Raw genomic sequence first — 15,089 nt, 5'->3', positions numbered from 1 at the left:
ATGATTTCTGGAGATGCAATGAAGATAATTACTTGCTACAAGTGTGTACCTGATGAACAGGATATTGTGATTAATAATGCTGATGGATCATTAGATCTCAGCAAAGCGGATGGCAAAATTAGCCAATATGATCTGAATGCGATCGAAGCCGCTTGTCAGTTGAAACAGCAGGTTGGCGAGGCTCAGGTGATCGCGTTGAGCGTAGGCGGCAAAGCGCTGACTAACGCCAAAGGGCGTAAAGATGTGCTCTCCCGTGGCCCTGATGAACTGATTGTGGTGATTGACGATCAGTTTGAAAAGGCCTTACCGCAACATACGGCTGCCGCGCTGGCTGCCGCCGCGAAAAAATCCGGCTTTGATCTGATTGTCTGTGGCGATGGTTCTTCTGACCTTTATGCACAGCAGGTGAGCCTGCTGGTAGGCGAAACGCTGCAAATCCCCGCCATTAATGGCGTCAGCAAGATCCTCTCGCTGGCGGATAACACCCTCACGGTGGAACGTGAGCTGGAAGATGAAATTGAAACCCTGAGCATTCCCCTTCCTGCGGTGGTGGCCGTTTCTACCGACATTAACACCCCGCAGATTCCGTCCATGAAAGCCATTCTTGGCGCGGCCAAAAAACCGGTTCAGGTCTGGTCATCAGCGGATATTGGATTCAATGCGGTTGATGCGTATTCCGCTCAACAGGTTGCTGCGCCGAAACAGCGCGAACGTCAGCGCATCGTCATTGAAGGCGATGGTGAAGAACAGATCGCCGCGTTTGCCGATCATCTGCGCAAAATTATTCGTTAAAAGGGGATGTTATGAGCAAGTTTTCCAGTGTCTGGGTATTCAGCGATACCCCTTCTCGCCTGCCGGAACTGATGGGTGGCGCACAGGCTTTAGGTGAACAGATTAATGCGTTTGTGCTTAACGATACTGACGGCGTGACGGCGTTTCAGTCCGGTGCAAATCATGTCTGGCAACTGAGCGGTAAGCCCGATGACCGCATGATGGAAGATTACGCCGACGTGATGGTGCAAACCATTCGTCAGCAAAGCGAGGCGGGCGTCGTGCTGCTGCCTAATACCCGTCGCGGCAAACTGCTGGCGGCAAAGCTGGCGTTTCGTTTGTCGGCTGCCGTCTCCAACGATGCGAGCGCGGTAGAGAAAAAAGACGGTCATGCGGCCGTTAAGCATATGGTTTACGGCGGTCTGGCCATTGGTGAAGAGACGATTGCGTCGCCATTTGCTGTTATCACGCTCAGCAGCGGCACGTTTGAAGCCGCAGCTCAGGATGCCTCTCTGAGTGGGACTGCGCAGGTTGTACAGTGGCAGTCACCTGAGATTGCGGTGACCCGCACGGCAACACTGGCGCGTCAAAGCAACAGCGTTGATCTCGACAAAGCACGTCTGGTGGTCAGCGTTGGGCGTGGTATCGGCAGCAAAGAGAATATTTCTCTGGCAGTCGCGCTGTGTGAAGTCATTGGCGCGGAGCTGGCTTGCTCTCGCCCGGTAGCGGAAAACGAAAAGTGGATGGAGCATGAACGTTATGTCGGGATCTCCAACCTGATGCTTAAGCCAGATCTGTACCTGGCGGTCGGGATTTCCGGGCAAATCCAGCACATGGTAGGGGCGAACGGCTCACAAACCATTTGCGCCATTAACAAAGATAAAAATGCCCCGATCTTCCAATACGCTGATTACGGCATTGTCGGCGACGTCATGAAGATCCTGCCAGCGCTCACGAGCGCGTTAGCACGCTGATCCACCAGGCAGGGCCGGATCCCGGCTCTGCCATCGACAGGTTAATCTGGAGTTCTTATGTCCGAAGATATCTTTGATGCCATCATCGTGGGAGCAGGGCTGGCCGGTTCGGTTGCGGCGCTGGTGCTCGCCCGTGAAGGGGCACAGGTTTTAGTTATCGAGCGCGGCAATTCTGCAGGTGCGAAGAATGTCACCGGTGGGCGTATTTATGCCCATAGTCTTGAACGCATTCTCCCTGGGTTTGCTGAACAGGCCCCCGTCGAACGTGTAATTACCCACGAAAAACTCGCCTTTATGACGGATAAAGGGGCGATGACGGTGGATTATTTCAACGGTGAAGACGCCGCGCCTTCACAAGTTTCGTATTCCGTACTGCGCAGTAAATTTGACGCCTGGCTCATGGAACAGGCGGAAGAAGCGGGCGCGCAACTGATCACCGGCATCCGCGTCGATAACGTCGTTAAGCGCGACGGGAAAGTGGTGGGTGTTGAAGCCGATGGCGATATTCTCGAAGCGAAGGTCGTTATCCTTGCTGATGGGGTGAATTCTCTGTTGGCAGAACAGTTGGGCATGGCAAAACGCGTTGAAGCAGAACACGTTGCGGTCGGGGTGAAAGAGCTTATCGAATTGCCCAAATCGGTGATTGAAGATCGCTTCCAGTTGCAGGGCAACGAAGGGGCTGCCTGCCTGTTTGCGGGATCGCCAACCGACGGCCTGATGGGCGGCGGTTTCCTCTATACCAATGAAACCACCATCTCTCTGGGGCTGGTGTGCGGCCTTCATCATCTGAAGGACGCCAAAAAATCGGTTCCACAGATGCTGGAAGACTTTAAACAACACCCGGCAGTTGCACCGCTTATTGCAGGCGGCAAGATGGTTGAATACGCTGCGCACGTCGTTCCTGAAGCTGGAATGAACATGCAGCCTGAACTGGTGGGCGACGGCGTGTTGATTGCCGGTGATGCCGCCGGAATGTGTATGAACCTGGGTTTTACCATTCGCGGTATGGATCTGGCAGTCTCGGCAGGTGAAGCCGCCGCGAAAACAGTACTCTCCGCCATGCGTAGCAACGATTTCAGCAAGCAAGGACTGGCGGAATATCATCAGCATCTGGACAACGGCCCGATGCGTGATATGCGCATGTATCAGCGCTTACCTGCATTCCTCGACAACCCGCGCATGTTTAAACAATACCCTGAAATGGTGGTCGGCATTGCTCGCGATCTCTTCACCATCGATGGTAGCGCGCCGGTGCCGATGCGTAAAAAAATCCTGCGCCATGCTAAGAAAGTCGGCTTTATCAATCTGATGAAGGACGGCATTAAAGGGGTAACTGCATTATGACTTCTTCCGTCAACGTAGACGTCAAACTGGGCGTTAATAAATTCAATGTGGATGAAGAGAATCCACACATCATTATGAAAACTGACCCCGATAAACAGGTACTGGAAGTTCTGATTAAGGCCTGTCCTGCGGGACTGTATAAAAAACAGGATGATGGTAGCGTGCGTTTCGATTATGCCGGGTGCCTGGAATGCGGCACCTGTCGGATCCTCGGCTTGGGGACGGCGCTGGAAAAATGGGAATACCCGCGCGGCACGTTTGGCGTGGAGTTTCGTTACGGCTAAACCCGATGCCGGATGACGCTGACGCGCATCCGGCCTACTAAAATATGTAGATCTGTAGGCCGGATATGACGTTTCGCGTCGCCATCCGGCAACGTTGCCGATGAAACAGGAAGCCACCATGCAACAGCCAAGGAATTTTGACGATATCAAATTCTCATCCATTCACCGCCGAATCATGCTGTGGGGAAGCGGTGGCCCTTTTCTGGATGGGTACGTACTCGTCATCATCGGCGTTGCGCTGGAGCAATTGACCCCGACATTGGGCCTGAACGCAGAGTGGATCGGTATGCTCGGCGCAGCGACGCTGGCTGGGTTGTTTGTCGGTACTTCGCTGTTTGGCTATATTTGCGACAAGGTCGGCCGCCGCAAAATGTTCCTTATCGATATCGTCGCCATTGGGGTGATATCGGTGGCGACCATGTTTGTGACTACACCGTTTGAACTGCTCATCATGCGTGTGCTGATTGGGATTGTGATTGGCGCAGATTATCCCATCGCCACCTCAATGATCACTGAGTTCTCCAACACCCGCCAGCGGGCGTTCTCCATCGGTTTTATTGCCGCCATGTGGTATGTGGGCGCGACCTGCGCCAACCTGGTCGGTTACTGCTTATACGACGTTGAAGGCGGCTGGCGCTGGATGCTGGGCAGCGCTGCGATTCCGTGCCTTATCATCCTGATTGGCCGTTTTGACCTCCCGGAATCCCCGCGATGGCTGCTACGCAAAGGGCGGGTGGAAGAGTGTCAGAAGATGATGATCAAACTGTTTGGCGAACCCGTCGTGTTTGATGATGAACCGCCTAAGGAAACCCGCTTCCTGCAGTTGTTCAACCGCCGTCATTTTCCGTTTGTGCTTTTCGTGGCGGTTATCTGGACTTGCCAGGTGATCCCGATGTTTGCCATCTACACCTTTGGCCCGCAGATAGTCGGATTGCTCGGCTGGGAACAGGGACGGAGTGCGGCCTTAGGAAACGTGGTTATTAGCCTCTTCTTTATGCTGGGCTGTGTTCCGGCCATGTTCTGGCTGAACAGCATCGGTCGTCGCCCGTTGCTTATCGGCAGCTTTGCGATGATGACGTTCGCCCTGGCGCTGCTTGGGTTTATCCCCAATTTAGGGATCGGTCTGGTGGTGGTGGCATTTGCGGTCTATGCGTTTTTCTCCGGTGGGCCGGGTATTTTGCAATGGCTTTACCCCAACGAACTGTTTCCCACTGACATTCGCGCTTCCGCGGTCGGTGTCATCATGTCGCTCAGCCGTATTGGGACGGTGGTCTCTACCTGGGCGTTACCGATTTTCATCACCCGTTACGGAATTAATAACGTGATGCTGATTGGGGCACTGATTTCGCTGATAGGTCTGGTTGTCTCCGTCATGTTTGCCCCGGAAACGCGTGGCCTGACGCTGTTGCAGGCAGGGAATATGAAAATTCGCGGTAAGCCATAAGCGACCGGAACCTCTTGTTCAGAATTCTCATCCTGACCGCTCAAGAATATTGACTATAAGCCTGGTGAATAACTGACTACACTCTGTGGTAAAAGAGTGTCGCAAAATAACAGGCTAATCATGATTCTTATCATTTACGCGCATCCCTATCCGCACCATTCGCATGCGAATAAGCGGATGCTCGAACAGGCAAGGACGCTGGACGGTGTAGAAATTCGCTCTCTTTACCAGCTCTATCCCGACTTCAATATCGATATCGCCGCAGAACAGGAAGCGCTATCCCGCGCTGATCTGATTATCTGGCAACACCCGATGCAGTGGTACGGCGTTCCCCCCTTGCTAAAACTCTGGATGGATAAAGTCCTTTCTCACGGTTGGGCCTATGGACACGGCGGAACCGCGCTTCGCGATAAACACCTGATGTGGGCCGTCACCACGGGCGGCGGCGAAAGCCACTTTGATATTGGCTCACACCCGGGGTTTGACGTGCTTTCCCAGCCTCTGCAGGCCACTGCAATTTACTGCGGACTGACCTGGCAGCCACCGTTTGCTATGCATTGCACGTTTATTTGTGATGACGAAACGCTACAGGCGCAGGCGCGTCGCTACAAGCAGCGGTTGATGGAATGGCAGGAGACGCACAATGGATAGTCACACGCTAATACAGGCGTTAATTTATCTCGGTTCTGCGGCGCTGATTGTGCCGATTGCCGTGCGGCTTGGCTTGGGGTCAGTGCTGGGGTATCTCATCGCCGGATGCATTATCGGCCCCTGGGGATTACGCCTGGTGACAGACGCCGAATCTATCCTGCATTTTGCTGAGATTGGCGTGGTGCTGATGCTGTTTGTTATCGGCCTTGAGCTGGACCCGCAGCGTTTGTGGAAACTGCGGGCCTCGGTGTTTGGCGGCGGCGCTTTGCAGATGGTGGTCTGTGGCGGCCTGATTGGGCTGTTCTGCATGTTCCTCGGTCTGCGTTGGCAGGTTGCAGAGCTGATTGGTATGACGCTGGCGCTCTCTTCGACGGCCATCGCCATGCAGGCGATGAACGAACGCAATCTGACGGTTTCCCAAATGGGGCGTAGCGCCTTTGCGGTGCTGCTGTTCCAGGATATCGCGGCAATTCCGCTGGTGGCGATGATTCCCTTGCTGGCGACCAGCGGTGCCGCCACGACCCTGGGGGCGTTTGCGCTTTCTGCCTTGAAAGTCGCGGGTGCCCTGGTGTTGGTGGTGTTGCTGGGGCGCTATGTCACGCGTCCGGCACTGCGCTTTGTGGCGCGTTCAGGCCTGCGGGAAGTTTTCAGCGCCGTGGCGCTGTTCCTTGTGTTCGGTTTCGGTTTGCTGCTGGAAGAGGTGGGCCTCTCAATGGCGATGGGCGCGTTTCTGGCGGGCGTACTGCTGGCGAGCTCAGAATACCGACATGCGCTGGAAAGTGATATTGAGCCGTTTAAAGGGCTATTGCTGGGGCTGTTTTTCATTGGCGTCGGCATGTCGATTGATTTTGGCACGCTGATTGATAACCCGCTGCGTATCGTCATTCTGCTGGTGGGCTTCCTGGTCATTAAAATGGGTATGCTGTGGCTTATCGCCAGACCGTTACAGGTACCGAACAAACAACGTCGCTGGTTTGCCGTATTATTAGGGCAGGGGAGTGAATTTGCGTTTGTGGTGTTTGGGGCGGCGCAAATGGCGAATGTACTGGATCCTGAATGGGCCAAAGCGCTGACGCTGGCGGTTGCACTCTCTATGGCGGCGACGCCGATTTTGCTGGTGTTGCTGACCCGGATGGAAAAATCCGCCGCCGAAGAAGAACGTGAAGCCGATGAAATTGATGAAGAACAGCCGCGGGTGATCATCGCCGGGTTCGGGCGCTATGGTCAGATAACCGGCCGTTTGCTGTTGTCGAGCGGGGTGAAAATGGTCGTTCTCGATCACGACCCTGACCATATTGAGACGCTGCGTAAATTTGGTATGAAGGTGTTTTACGGCGATGCGACGCGCATGGATTTGCTGGAATCTGCGGGGGCGGCAAAAGCAGAGGTGTTAATTAACGCCATTGACGATCCGCAAACCAGTCTTGAGCTGACTGAAATGGTGAAGACCCATTTCCCCAGTCTGCAAATTCTTGCCCGCGCCCGCGATGTCGATCACTACATTCGTTTGCGACAGGCCGGGGTGGAGATGCCGGAACGTGAAACCTTCGAAGGCGCGTTAAAGACCGGACGTCTGGCGCTGGAAAGTTTAGGGTTAGGCCGTTATGAAGCGCGTGAACGCGCGGATCTGTTCCGCCGTTTCAATACACAAATGGTTGAAGAGATGGCGCTGGGGGAAAACGACGCAACTGCCCGCGCGGCCGTCTACAAACGTACCAGTGCAATGCTGAGTGAAATCATCACCGAAGATCGCGAACATTTGTCTTTAATTCAACGCCATGGCTGGCAAGGCACGGATGAAGGTAAACATACGGGCGACGTTGCCGATGAGCCGGAAGTGAAACCGTCAGCATAAGGTAAAAAATGTGATGTTCTGCAAACTTTACTGCTAATTGACTGTTTTTGAACTACTGTAAGGCTGGCACTCCACTTTAAATCAGTGGGGTCGTCAGCAGAACGGAAAATTTTCGTGCTCATCTTCTTTCCGCCAGTCGACGAAAGATTGCGCTTTCCGTATAGTGGCGACAATTTTTTTGCATCCGGGAATTATTCAATGATCAGTCTGATTGCGGCGTTAGCGGTAGATCGCGTTATTGGCATGGAAAACGCCATGCCATGGAACTTGCCTGCCGATCTCGCCTGGTTTAAACGTAACACGTTAAACAAGCCTGTCATTATGGGACGTCACACCTGGGAATCCATCGGTCGGCCGCTGCCAGGACGTAAGAATATCGTTATCAGCAGCCAGCCAGGTACCGACGATCGTGTGCAGTGGGTGACCTCTGTTGACGACGCGGTGGCAGCCTGTGGCGATGCGCCAGAGATTATGGTGATTGGCGGTGGCCGCGTTTACGAGCAGTTCCTGCCGAAAGCGCAGAAGCTGTATCTGACGCACATTGATGCCGAAGTTGAGGGGGATACGCATTTCCCGGACTACGAGCCTGATGACTGGGAATCGGTATTCAGTGAGTTTCATGACGCCGACGAGCAGAACTCACACAGCTACTGCTTTGAAGTTCTGGAACGCCGGTAATACTGATTAGCAACGCGCTATCAGAGAATCAGGTACAGAGTGCCGGATGACGACGCTGACGCGTCTTATCCGGCCTGTATTTCTATTGCGTGATTACGACGCCACAGCCTCATGTTCACCTGGGTTTCGGTGACGGTTTGACGGCTGCACAAAATATTTTTTATCTTCCCAACGCAGGCAGGTTAAGTCACCGCCCCAGCAGCATCCCGTATCCAGCCCGTAAATACCTTCTGGCGTGCCTCTGCCTTCCAGTGAGGCCCAGTGTCCGAAAACAATACTGTACGCTTCGCTAACCGGGCCAGGTATGGCAAACCAGGGCTTCAGCGGCGCTGGCGCGTTTTCCGGAGACTCTTTGCTGTACATATCCAGTTGACCATTCGGAAAACAGTAGCGCATGCGGGTAAATGCGTTGGTGATAAAACGTAGCCGCGCCAACCCCGTTAACTCTGGTGTCCAGTTGTTTGGCATATCGCCGTACATTGAGTCCAGAAAGAAAGGGTAGGAGTCGCTGGATAAGACCGCTTCGACATCGCGGGCGCACTCTTTGGCGGTTTGGAGATCCCACTGTGGCGTGATGCCCGCGTGGGCCATGACCAGTTTCTTCTCTTCATCAACCTGTAATAGCGGCTGACGACGCAACCAATTGAGCAGTTCGTCTGCATCTGGCGCTTCGAGAAGCGGAGTCAGCCTGTCTTTGGGCTTATTGCGGCTGATGCCAGCAAATACGGCCAGCAAATGAAGGTCATGATTGCCCAGCACTAAGCGAACGCTGTCACCCAGTGATTTAACGTAGCGCAGCACATCCAGAGAACCGGGACCACGGGCGACCAGATCGCCCGTCAACCATAGCGTGTCATTCCCAGGGGTAAATTCTACTTGTTCTAACAATGCGATCAGTTCGTCGTAGCAACCGTGAACGTCGCCAATGAGGTATGTTGCCATCGCTTTAGTTTTAATGAATGAGTGTAGGGACAGCGAGTCGAAATACGGGGATATCGATCGTAAAGGCGGCGCCATTTTCGTCGATCATTTCGTAATGACCCTGCATGGTGCCCAGCGGCGTTTCAATGACGGCACCGCTGGTATACTGATATTCTTCACCAGGTTCGATGTGTGGCTGTACGCCGACCACACCTTCACCCTGTACTTCAGTTTCACGACCATGACCATTGGTAATCAGCCAGTAGCGACCTAATAGCTGTACCGGCGCTCGCCCCAAATTGCGGATGGTCACGGTATATGCAAAGACATAACGTTCATCATCAGGTGCGGACTGCGCCTCAATATAGACGCTTTGTACCTGAATACACACTCGGGGCGAATTGATCATGCTTAACTCTCCTTCGACGGCGGGTTCTCTGACAGATAGTTCGCCATCTTGCAGTATTGCGCGACAGAAATATTCTCCGCCCGCATTGCCGGGTCAACGCCCAGTTCGATCAGCAACTCAACGCTAAACAAATTACCGAGGCTGTTACGAATCGTTTTGCGACGCTGGTTAAAGGCTTCGGTAGTAATACGGCTCAGCACGCGAACATCTTTGACCGGATGCGGCATCGTTGTATGCGGCACCAGACGTACGACGGCAGAATCCACTTTAGGCGGCGGCGTAAAGGCCGATGGCGGCACTTCAAGAACCGGGATCACCTGACAGTAATACTGCGCCATGACGGTTAATCGACCATACGCTTTACTGTTTGGTCCTGCAACCAGACGGTTCACAACCTCTTTTTGCAGCATAAAGTGCATGTCAGCAATGGCATCAGTATAGCTAAAGAGATGGAACATCAACGGCGTGGAGATGTTGTAGGGCAAGTTGCCAAACACACGCAGCGGCTGACCCATTTTTTCGGAAAGCTCGCCAAAATTCATGGTCATGGCATCTTGCTGATAAATCGTCAGCTTCGGCCCCAGGAATGGGTGCGTTTGCAGACGTGCAGCCAGATCGCGGTCAAGTTCAATGACCGTGAGCTGATCCAGGCGTTCGCCTACTGGCTCCGTCAGTGCTGCCAGCCCTGGACCGATTTCGACCATGGCCTGACCCTTCTGCGGGTTGATGGCAGAGACGATACTGTCGATCACAAACTGATCGTTGAGAAAGTTTTGCCCGAAGCGTTTACGGGCTAAGTGGCCCTGATGGACTCTATTATTCATTGAGTATTAACAATCATTTTGATGGCGAGATTAAGCGCCGTAATAAAACTGCCGACATCGGCTTCTCCACGACCCGCGAGTTCAAGCGCGGTGCCGTGATCAACAGATGTGCGAATAAAGGGTAGGCCCAACGTGATATTCACGCCGCGCCCAAAGCCCTGGTATTTTAGCACGGGAAGACCCTGATCGTGGTACATTGCCAGAACAGCATCGGCACTATCGAGGTATTTAGGCTGAAATAGCGTATCGGCGGGCAGTGGGCCGCTTAAATGCATACCCTGTGCGCGCAGCGCATCCAGCACCGGAATGATCGTGTCGATCTCTTCCGTTCCCATATGACCGCCTTCTCCGGCATGCGGATTCAGACCACACACCAGAATATGCGGATCGGCCAGGCCAAATTTCAGGCGCAGGTCGTGATGCAAAATGCCGATCACCTCTTGCAGCAGGTCAGGCGTAATCGCATCGGCAACGGCTCTGAGCGGCAGATGTGTGGTGACCAACGCAACGCGAAGTTCTTCGGTTGCGAGCATCATGACCACTTTCTTCGCCTGCGAGCGTTCTTCTAAAAACTCGGTGTGTCCGGTAAAGGGTACGCCAGCGTCATTAATGATGCCTTTGTGAACCGGGCCGGTCACCAGCGCGGCAAATTCGCCCTGCAAACAGCCATCGCAGGCGCGAGCCAGCGTGTCCACCACATACTGCCCATTTGCGACCGCCAATTGACCCGCAGAGACCGATGCGCGCAGGGCGACAGGTAAGAGGGTCAGCGTGCCAGCGGACTGCGGTCTGGCCGGAGAGTGGGGCGAATAAGGGAGTAGCGTGAGCGGTAAACCGAGCATCGCTGCCCGGTCTGTTAATAGCGTGGCATCGGCACAAACGACGAGTTCTACCGGCCACTCGCGCTGTGCAAGCTGGACAACTAAGTCCGGGCCAATCCCGGCGGGTTCGCCGGGAGTGATGACAACACGTTGAGTTGTGCTCATTAATTGCTCAGAATTTTAACGTATGCGCCAGCGCGCTGTTCCTGCATCCAGGTTGCTGCTTCTTCCGAGAACTTACGGTTCATCAGCATGCGATAGGCTCTGTCTTTCTGGGCCGCGTCGGTTTTATCAACGTTACGCGTATCTAATAGTTCAATCAGATGCCAGCCAAAGGAAGAGTGCACCGGGGTGCTCATCTGGCCTTTGTTCAGTCGGGTCAGCGCATCGCGGAAGGCAGGGTCGAAAATATCAGCCGCTGCCCAACCCAGATCGCCGCCCTGGTTGGCAGAACCCGGATCCTGAGAGAACTCTTTCGCTGCGGCGGCAAACGTGGTTTTGCCACTCTTGATGTTCGCTGCGATCTCTTCCAGTTTCAGGCGCGCCTGCTGATCGGTCATGATCGGCGACGGTTTCAGCAGAATATGGCGGGCGTGAACTTCAGTCACCGAAATGCTCTGGCTTTGGCCGCGCATATCGTTCACTTTCAGGATATGGAAGCCGACACCTGAACGAATCGGGCCGACGATATCACCTTTTTTCGCGGTGCTCAGCGCCTGAGCGAAGATACCCGGCAGTTCCTGAATTCGACCCCAGCCCATCTGGCCGCCATTCAGCGCCTGTTGGTCAGCCGAATGGGCGATGGCCAGTTTGCCGAAATCAGCGCCGTTTTGCGCTTGCTCAACGACAGAACGCGCCTGGCTTTCAGCTTCGTTCACCTGGTCGGAGGTTGGGTTTTCCGGCAGCGGAATCAGAATATGGCTCAGGTTCAGCTCGGTACTGGCGTCGTTTTGTTTACCCACCTGCTGGGCCAGCGCATCCACTTCCTGCGGTAGAATCGTGACACGACGGCGTACTTCGTTGTTACGCACTTCAGTGATGATCATCTCTTTGCGGATCTGGCTACGGTAGGTCGAGTAGTTCAGACCGTCGTAAGCCAGACGGCTACGCATCTGATCCAGCGTCATGTTGTTCTGCTTGGCAATGTTGGCGATGGCTTGATCCAACTGCTCGTCAGAGATTTTGATGCCCATTTTCTGGCCCATCTGCAGCATAATCTGATCCATGATCAACCGTTCAAGGATCTGATGGCGCAGCGTAGCGTCATCCGGAAGCTGTTGACCCGCCTGACCCGCGTTGAGTTTTACTGACTGCATTAACCCATCGACGTCACTTTCGAGTACGACGCCGTTATTGACGACGGCTGCGACTTTATCGACTACCTGTGGGGCAGCGAAACTGGTATTCGCGATCATGGCGATACCGAGAAGCAGCGTTTTCCAGTTCTTCATACTTTTTCCATTTCAATTAACCGCAATGCGGATTACGTGGTAAATCAATCAGATCACAAAGAGTTCTGGTACGGCAGAATGTTCGAGCGCAGCATCTCTTGCGTGCCGAGACCATAATTGGAGCTCAGGCCGCGCAACTCGATGTTAAAGCCGATCACGTTGTCGTAGACAGAATCTTGTTTGTCATTATCCCAACCATTCAGCTTACGTTCGTACCCGAAGCGCAGCGCATAACAGCAGGAGTTATACTGTAGACCGAGCATCTGGTCGGCAGCTTTATTCACATTGGTGTCATAGTAGTAGGCGCCAACAATGGACCACCGGTCAGCAATCGGCCAGCTTGCCACCATACCGACTTGATTGATCCCGTCTTTATACTGCGGGGCATTCCAGCGCGTGTCGCTACTATTTCTGGGCAAGGTTGCCTGAATATATTCCGGGCTGGCGTACCGGTAGTTCAGTTGCACCAGGCGATTTTCATCCCGACGGTATTCAATGCTGCTGCTGCTGGTCGCCACGCTGTCCAGACGCGTGTCATATTGCAGACCGCTACGTAAACCCCAACGATCGGAAATACGCCAGTAGGTGTCGCCCGCCCAAACCAGTGAACCTGTTTTGTCATCATTCTCCCATTTTATGTTGTCATCGCCAGTGCGAGACTCCGTGAAATAGTAGATTTGACCCAGAGAAACGTTAAAACGTTCAACGGCAGCGTCATCATATACACGAGATGTGACGCCGGTCGTGACCTGGTTGGCGGAAGAGATACGGTCCAGACCGCCATAAGTACGGTCGCGGAACAGGCCAGAATAGTCAGACTGCAGCAAAGACGAATCGTAGTTGTAGATACCGCTCTGGTCACGGAACGGCACATACAGATACTGGGCGCGAGGCTCCAGCGTCTGGGTGTAGCCCGGTGCAAAGGTGGCCATGTCGCGTTCAAAAATCATCTTACCGTCGACTTTGAACTGCGGCATCACGCGGTCAGCGGACTCATCCAATTTTTCTGTGTTTAACGGATTGTTGTTGTACGAATCCAGATTGGTTTGCTGGTAGTGGGTTGCCAGCAGCTTGGCTTCCGTGTTGATACTGCCCCACTGATTCGACAACGGCAAATTGATGGTCGGTTCGATGTGCAGACGGGTTGCTTCCGGCTGATCGTCTTTGCTGTTAACAAAATGCACCGCCTGACCGTAGATACGCATATCAAAAGGACCGACGTCATTCTGATAGAGGTTAACGTCTAACTGGGGTTCAGCCGAGTAACTGCTGGTGCTCTGATCGCTAAAGACCTGGAACTGTTTGGTCGATACGGTGGCGTCAAAGTTTTCCACCGCATAGCCAACGCTAAATTTCTGCGTCGCATAGCCATCAGTACTGGAACCGTACTTGTTATCAAAGTCATTGAAGTATTTGGAGTCACTGACCTTGGTGTAGTCAACGTTGAAACGCCACACCTGATCCATGACGCCTGAGTGTTGCCAGTAGAACAACCAGCGACGCGAGTTATCATCGTTAGGATTTTCGTCACTGTAGACATTATCGGAGTTCAGGTAGTCAAACTCCATCAAACCGGCGCCCGCATGGGTGAGGTAGCGGAATTCGTTCTCCCACATAATGCCGCCACGGCGGTGCATGTAGTGTGGGGTGATCGTGGCGTCCATATTGGGCGCGATGTTCCAGTAGTACGGCAGATAGAACTCAAAATAGTTATTACTGCTGTACTGCGCATTCGGGATCAGGAAGCCTGAGCGGCGTTTGTCGCCAACCGGTAACTGCAAATACGGGCTATAGAAGACCGGAACAGAGCCGACTTTAAAACGGGCGTTCCAGATTTCCGCCACCTGCTCTTCGCGGTCGTGGATAACTTCAGTGCCCACCACGCTCCAGGTGTCCGCGCCGGGTAAACAGGAGGTGAAGCTACCGTTTTCAAGGATGGTATAGCGGTTTTCGCCACGCTGTTTCATCAGATCCGCTTTACCGCGCCCCTGACGACCGACCATCTGATAGTCGCCTTCCCACACGTTAGTGTCTTTGGTATTCAGGTTCGACCAGCCTTTCGGCCCCTTCAGGATGACCTGGTTGTCATCATAATGGACGTTACCCAGTGCATCGACAGTACGAACGGGCTCGGGGAGTCCTTGCGCTTCTTTCTGATGGAGTTGTACCTCATCAGCCAGAAGACGGCTATTGCCCTGGGCGATATCCACATTACCGGTAAACACCGCGTCATCAGGGTAGTTCCCTTTGGCGTGATCGGCGGTAATGGTTACGGGTAACTGGTTCGTCTCGCCCTGCACCAATGGACGGTTATAGCTTGGCACGCCCAGCAAACACTGTGAGGCGAGATCGGCTGCGGCGCCCTGCTGGCTATAAAGGGCGCTGGCAATCATGGTGGCCAGAAGAGTGGGAATACGTTTTTTCATACGTTGTATTTATTGTTCCATCATCGGTAGCGTTGCGCGTGACAAACGGTCAGAGACTAACGTACTCATCTTCACTGCGCTAGTGTTAATCCTGTCCGTTTTATACCCGCCGTCTTCCTGGCTGCATCTTCTATGGCGGTACGTTATCGCCTTGTTGCAACTCGAAATCCAATGGATATAGCGTCTGTGGTGTTAGGCACGGCATTGAATGACAGGTATGATAATGCAAATTATAG

Annotated in this window: 14 protein-coding genes; 8 read left to right on the top strand and 6 right to left on the bottom strand. The window is 53.6% G+C overall.

The features are described 5' to 3' along the window. Window positions 1-18 precede the first annotated feature (18 nt). The 8 genes from ACO7SM_RS18080 (at window position 19) to folA (ending at window position 8,001) form a co-directional block, all read left to right on the top strand. Window positions 19-792 carry an electron transfer flavoprotein FixA gene (locus ACO7SM_RS18080; protein WP_490468652.1) on the top strand — a complete coding sequence of 258 codons (774 nt, stop codon included), beginning with the start codon at window positions 19-21 and terminating at the stop codon, window positions 790-792. A gap of 11 nt (window positions 793-803) precedes the next feature. Then, window positions 804-1,745, top strand: a complete 942-nt coding sequence (locus ACO7SM_RS18075) for an electron transfer flavoprotein subunit alpha/FixB family protein (RefSeq protein WP_490468651.1) — start codon at window positions 804-806, stop codon at window positions 1,743-1,745. 57 nt (window positions 1,746-1,802) lie between these two features. After that, the gene (locus tag ACO7SM_RS18070) at window positions 1,803-3,089 is read left to right on the top strand and encodes an FAD-dependent oxidoreductase (protein ID WP_490468650.1); all 1,287 of its coding nucleotides are present in this window, start codon (window positions 1,803-1,805) and stop codon (window positions 3,087-3,089) included. Next, window positions 3,086-3,373, top strand: a complete 288-nt coding sequence (gene fixX / locus ACO7SM_RS18065; RefSeq protein WP_490468649.1) for a ferredoxin-like protein FixX — start codon at window positions 3,086-3,088, stop codon at window positions 3,371-3,373. Before ACO7SM_RS18070 ends, fixX begins: the two co-directional genes overlap by 4 nt. A gap of 118 nt (window positions 3,374-3,491) precedes the next feature. Continuing rightward, window positions 3,492-4,817 (top strand): MFS transporter, encoded by a 1,326-nt coding sequence (locus tag ACO7SM_RS18060; RefSeq protein WP_490468648.1) that lies wholly within the window; start codon window positions 3,492-3,494, stop codon window positions 4,815-4,817. 120 nt (window positions 4,818-4,937) lie between these two features. Further along, complete coding sequence (gene kefF, locus ACO7SM_RS18055; protein WP_490468647.1) at window positions 4,938-5,468, top strand: glutathione-regulated potassium-efflux system oxidoreductase KefF; 531 nt, start codon at window positions 4,938-4,940, stop codon at window positions 5,466-5,468. After that, complete coding sequence (gene kefC, locus ACO7SM_RS18050; RefSeq protein WP_490468646.1) at window positions 5,461-7,323, top strand: glutathione-regulated potassium-efflux system protein KefC; 1,863 nt, start codon at window positions 5,461-5,463, stop codon at window positions 7,321-7,323. Before kefF ends, kefC begins: the two co-directional genes overlap by 8 nt. A gap of 198 nt (window positions 7,324-7,521) precedes the next feature. Then, the gene (folA, locus tag ACO7SM_RS18045; protein WP_162380932.1) at window positions 7,522-8,001 is read left to right on the top strand and encodes a type 3 dihydrofolate reductase; all 480 of its coding nucleotides are present in this window, start codon (window positions 7,522-7,524) and stop codon (window positions 7,999-8,001) included. A gap of 93 nt (window positions 8,002-8,094) precedes the next feature. Here the strand turns inward: folA and apaH are convergent, their stop codons facing one another. Genes apaH through lptD form a run of 6 tightly spaced genes read right to left on the bottom strand, consistent with a single transcriptional unit; the run spans window position 8,095 to window position 14,853 of the window. Beyond that, on the bottom strand, window positions 8,095-8,943 hold the full coding sequence (gene apaH, locus ACO7SM_RS18040; RefSeq protein WP_490468645.1) for a bis(5'-nucleosyl)-tetraphosphatase (symmetrical) ApaH: 849 nt from the start codon (window positions 8,941-8,943) through the stop codon (window positions 8,095-8,097). 10 nt (window positions 8,944-8,953) lie between these two features. Further along, the gene (apaG, locus tag ACO7SM_RS18035) at window positions 8,954-9,331 is read right to left on the bottom strand and encodes a Co2+/Mg2+ efflux protein ApaG (protein WP_490468644.1); all 378 of its coding nucleotides are present in this window, start codon (window positions 9,329-9,331) and stop codon (window positions 8,954-8,956) included. A gap of 2 nt (window positions 9,332-9,333) precedes the next feature. After that, complete coding sequence (rsmA, locus tag ACO7SM_RS18030; RefSeq protein ID WP_192611048.1) at window positions 9,334-10,155, bottom strand: 16S rRNA (adenine(1518)-N(6)/adenine(1519)-N(6))-dimethyltransferase RsmA; 822 nt, start codon at window positions 10,153-10,155, stop codon at window positions 9,334-9,336. After that, complete coding sequence (pdxA, locus tag ACO7SM_RS18025) at window positions 10,152-11,141, bottom strand: 4-hydroxythreonine-4-phosphate dehydrogenase PdxA (RefSeq protein ID WP_490468643.1); 990 nt, start codon at window positions 11,139-11,141, stop codon at window positions 10,152-10,154. Before pdxA ends, rsmA begins: the two co-directional genes overlap by 4 nt. Then, window positions 11,141-12,427, bottom strand: a complete 1,287-nt coding sequence (surA, locus tag ACO7SM_RS18020) for a peptidylprolyl isomerase SurA (protein WP_490468642.1) — start codon at window positions 12,425-12,427, stop codon at window positions 11,141-11,143. Before surA ends, pdxA begins: the two co-directional genes overlap by 1 nt. Before the next feature lie 53 nt (window positions 12,428-12,480). Next, complete coding sequence (gene lptD / locus ACO7SM_RS18015; RefSeq protein WP_490468641.1) at window positions 12,481-14,853, bottom strand: LPS assembly protein LptD; 2,373 nt, start codon at window positions 14,851-14,853, stop codon at window positions 12,481-12,483. Between the last annotated feature and the right edge of the window lie 236 nt (window positions 14,854-15,089).

The organism is Citrobacter sp. LJND-P06 (assembly GCF_058188415.1).
This window is presented reverse-complemented; position numbering and strand designations above follow the sequence as displayed.

What these genes read in the sequence shown, in the direction of transcription:
- ACO7SM_RS18080 (WP_490468652.1), top strand. Translation starts at nt 19, where the DNA reads ATGAAGATAATTACTTGCTACAAGTGTGTACCTGATGAACAGGATATT.
- ACO7SM_RS18075 (WP_490468651.1), top strand. Translation starts at nt 804, where the DNA reads ATGAGCAAGTTTTCCAGTGTCTGGGTATTCAGCGATACCCCTTCTCGC.
- ACO7SM_RS18070 (WP_490468650.1), top strand. Translation starts at nt 1,803, where the DNA reads ATGTCCGAAGATATCTTTGATGCCATCATCGTGGGAGCAGGGCTGGCC.
- fixX (WP_490468649.1), top strand. Translation starts at nt 3,086, where the DNA reads ATGACTTCTTCCGTCAACGTAGACGTCAAACTGGGCGTTAATAAATTC.
- ACO7SM_RS18060 (WP_490468648.1), top strand. Translation starts at nt 3,492, where the DNA reads ATGCAACAGCCAAGGAATTTTGACGATATCAAATTCTCATCCATTCAC.
- kefF (WP_490468647.1), top strand. Translation starts at nt 4,938, where the DNA reads ATGATTCTTATCATTTACGCGCATCCCTATCCGCACCATTCGCATGCG.
- kefC (WP_490468646.1), top strand. Translation starts at nt 5,461, where the DNA reads ATGGATAGTCACACGCTAATACAGGCGTTAATTTATCTCGGTTCTGCG.
- folA (WP_162380932.1), top strand. Translation starts at nt 7,522, where the DNA reads ATGATCAGTCTGATTGCGGCGTTAGCGGTAGATCGCGTTATTGGCATG.
- apaH (WP_490468645.1), bottom strand. Translation starts at nt 8,943, where the DNA reads ATGGCAACATACCTCATTGGCGACGTTCACGGTTGCTACGACGAACTG.
- apaG (WP_490468644.1), bottom strand. Translation starts at nt 9,331, where the DNA reads ATGATCAATTCGCCCCGAGTGTGTATTCAGGTACAAAGCGTCTATATT.
- rsmA (WP_192611048.1), bottom strand. Translation starts at nt 10,155, where the DNA reads ATGAATAATAGAGTCCATCAGGGCCACTTAGCCCGTAAACGCTTCGGG.
- pdxA (WP_490468643.1), bottom strand. Translation starts at nt 11,141, where the DNA reads ATGAGCACAACTCAACGTGTTGTCATCACTCCCGGCGAACCCGCCGGG.
- surA (WP_490468642.1), bottom strand. Translation starts at nt 12,427, where the DNA reads ATGAAGAACTGGAAAACGCTGCTTCTCGGTATCGCCATGATCGCGAAT.
- lptD (WP_490468641.1), bottom strand. Translation starts at nt 14,853, where the DNA reads ATGAAAAAACGTATTCCCACTCTTCTGGCCACCATGATTGCCAGCGCC.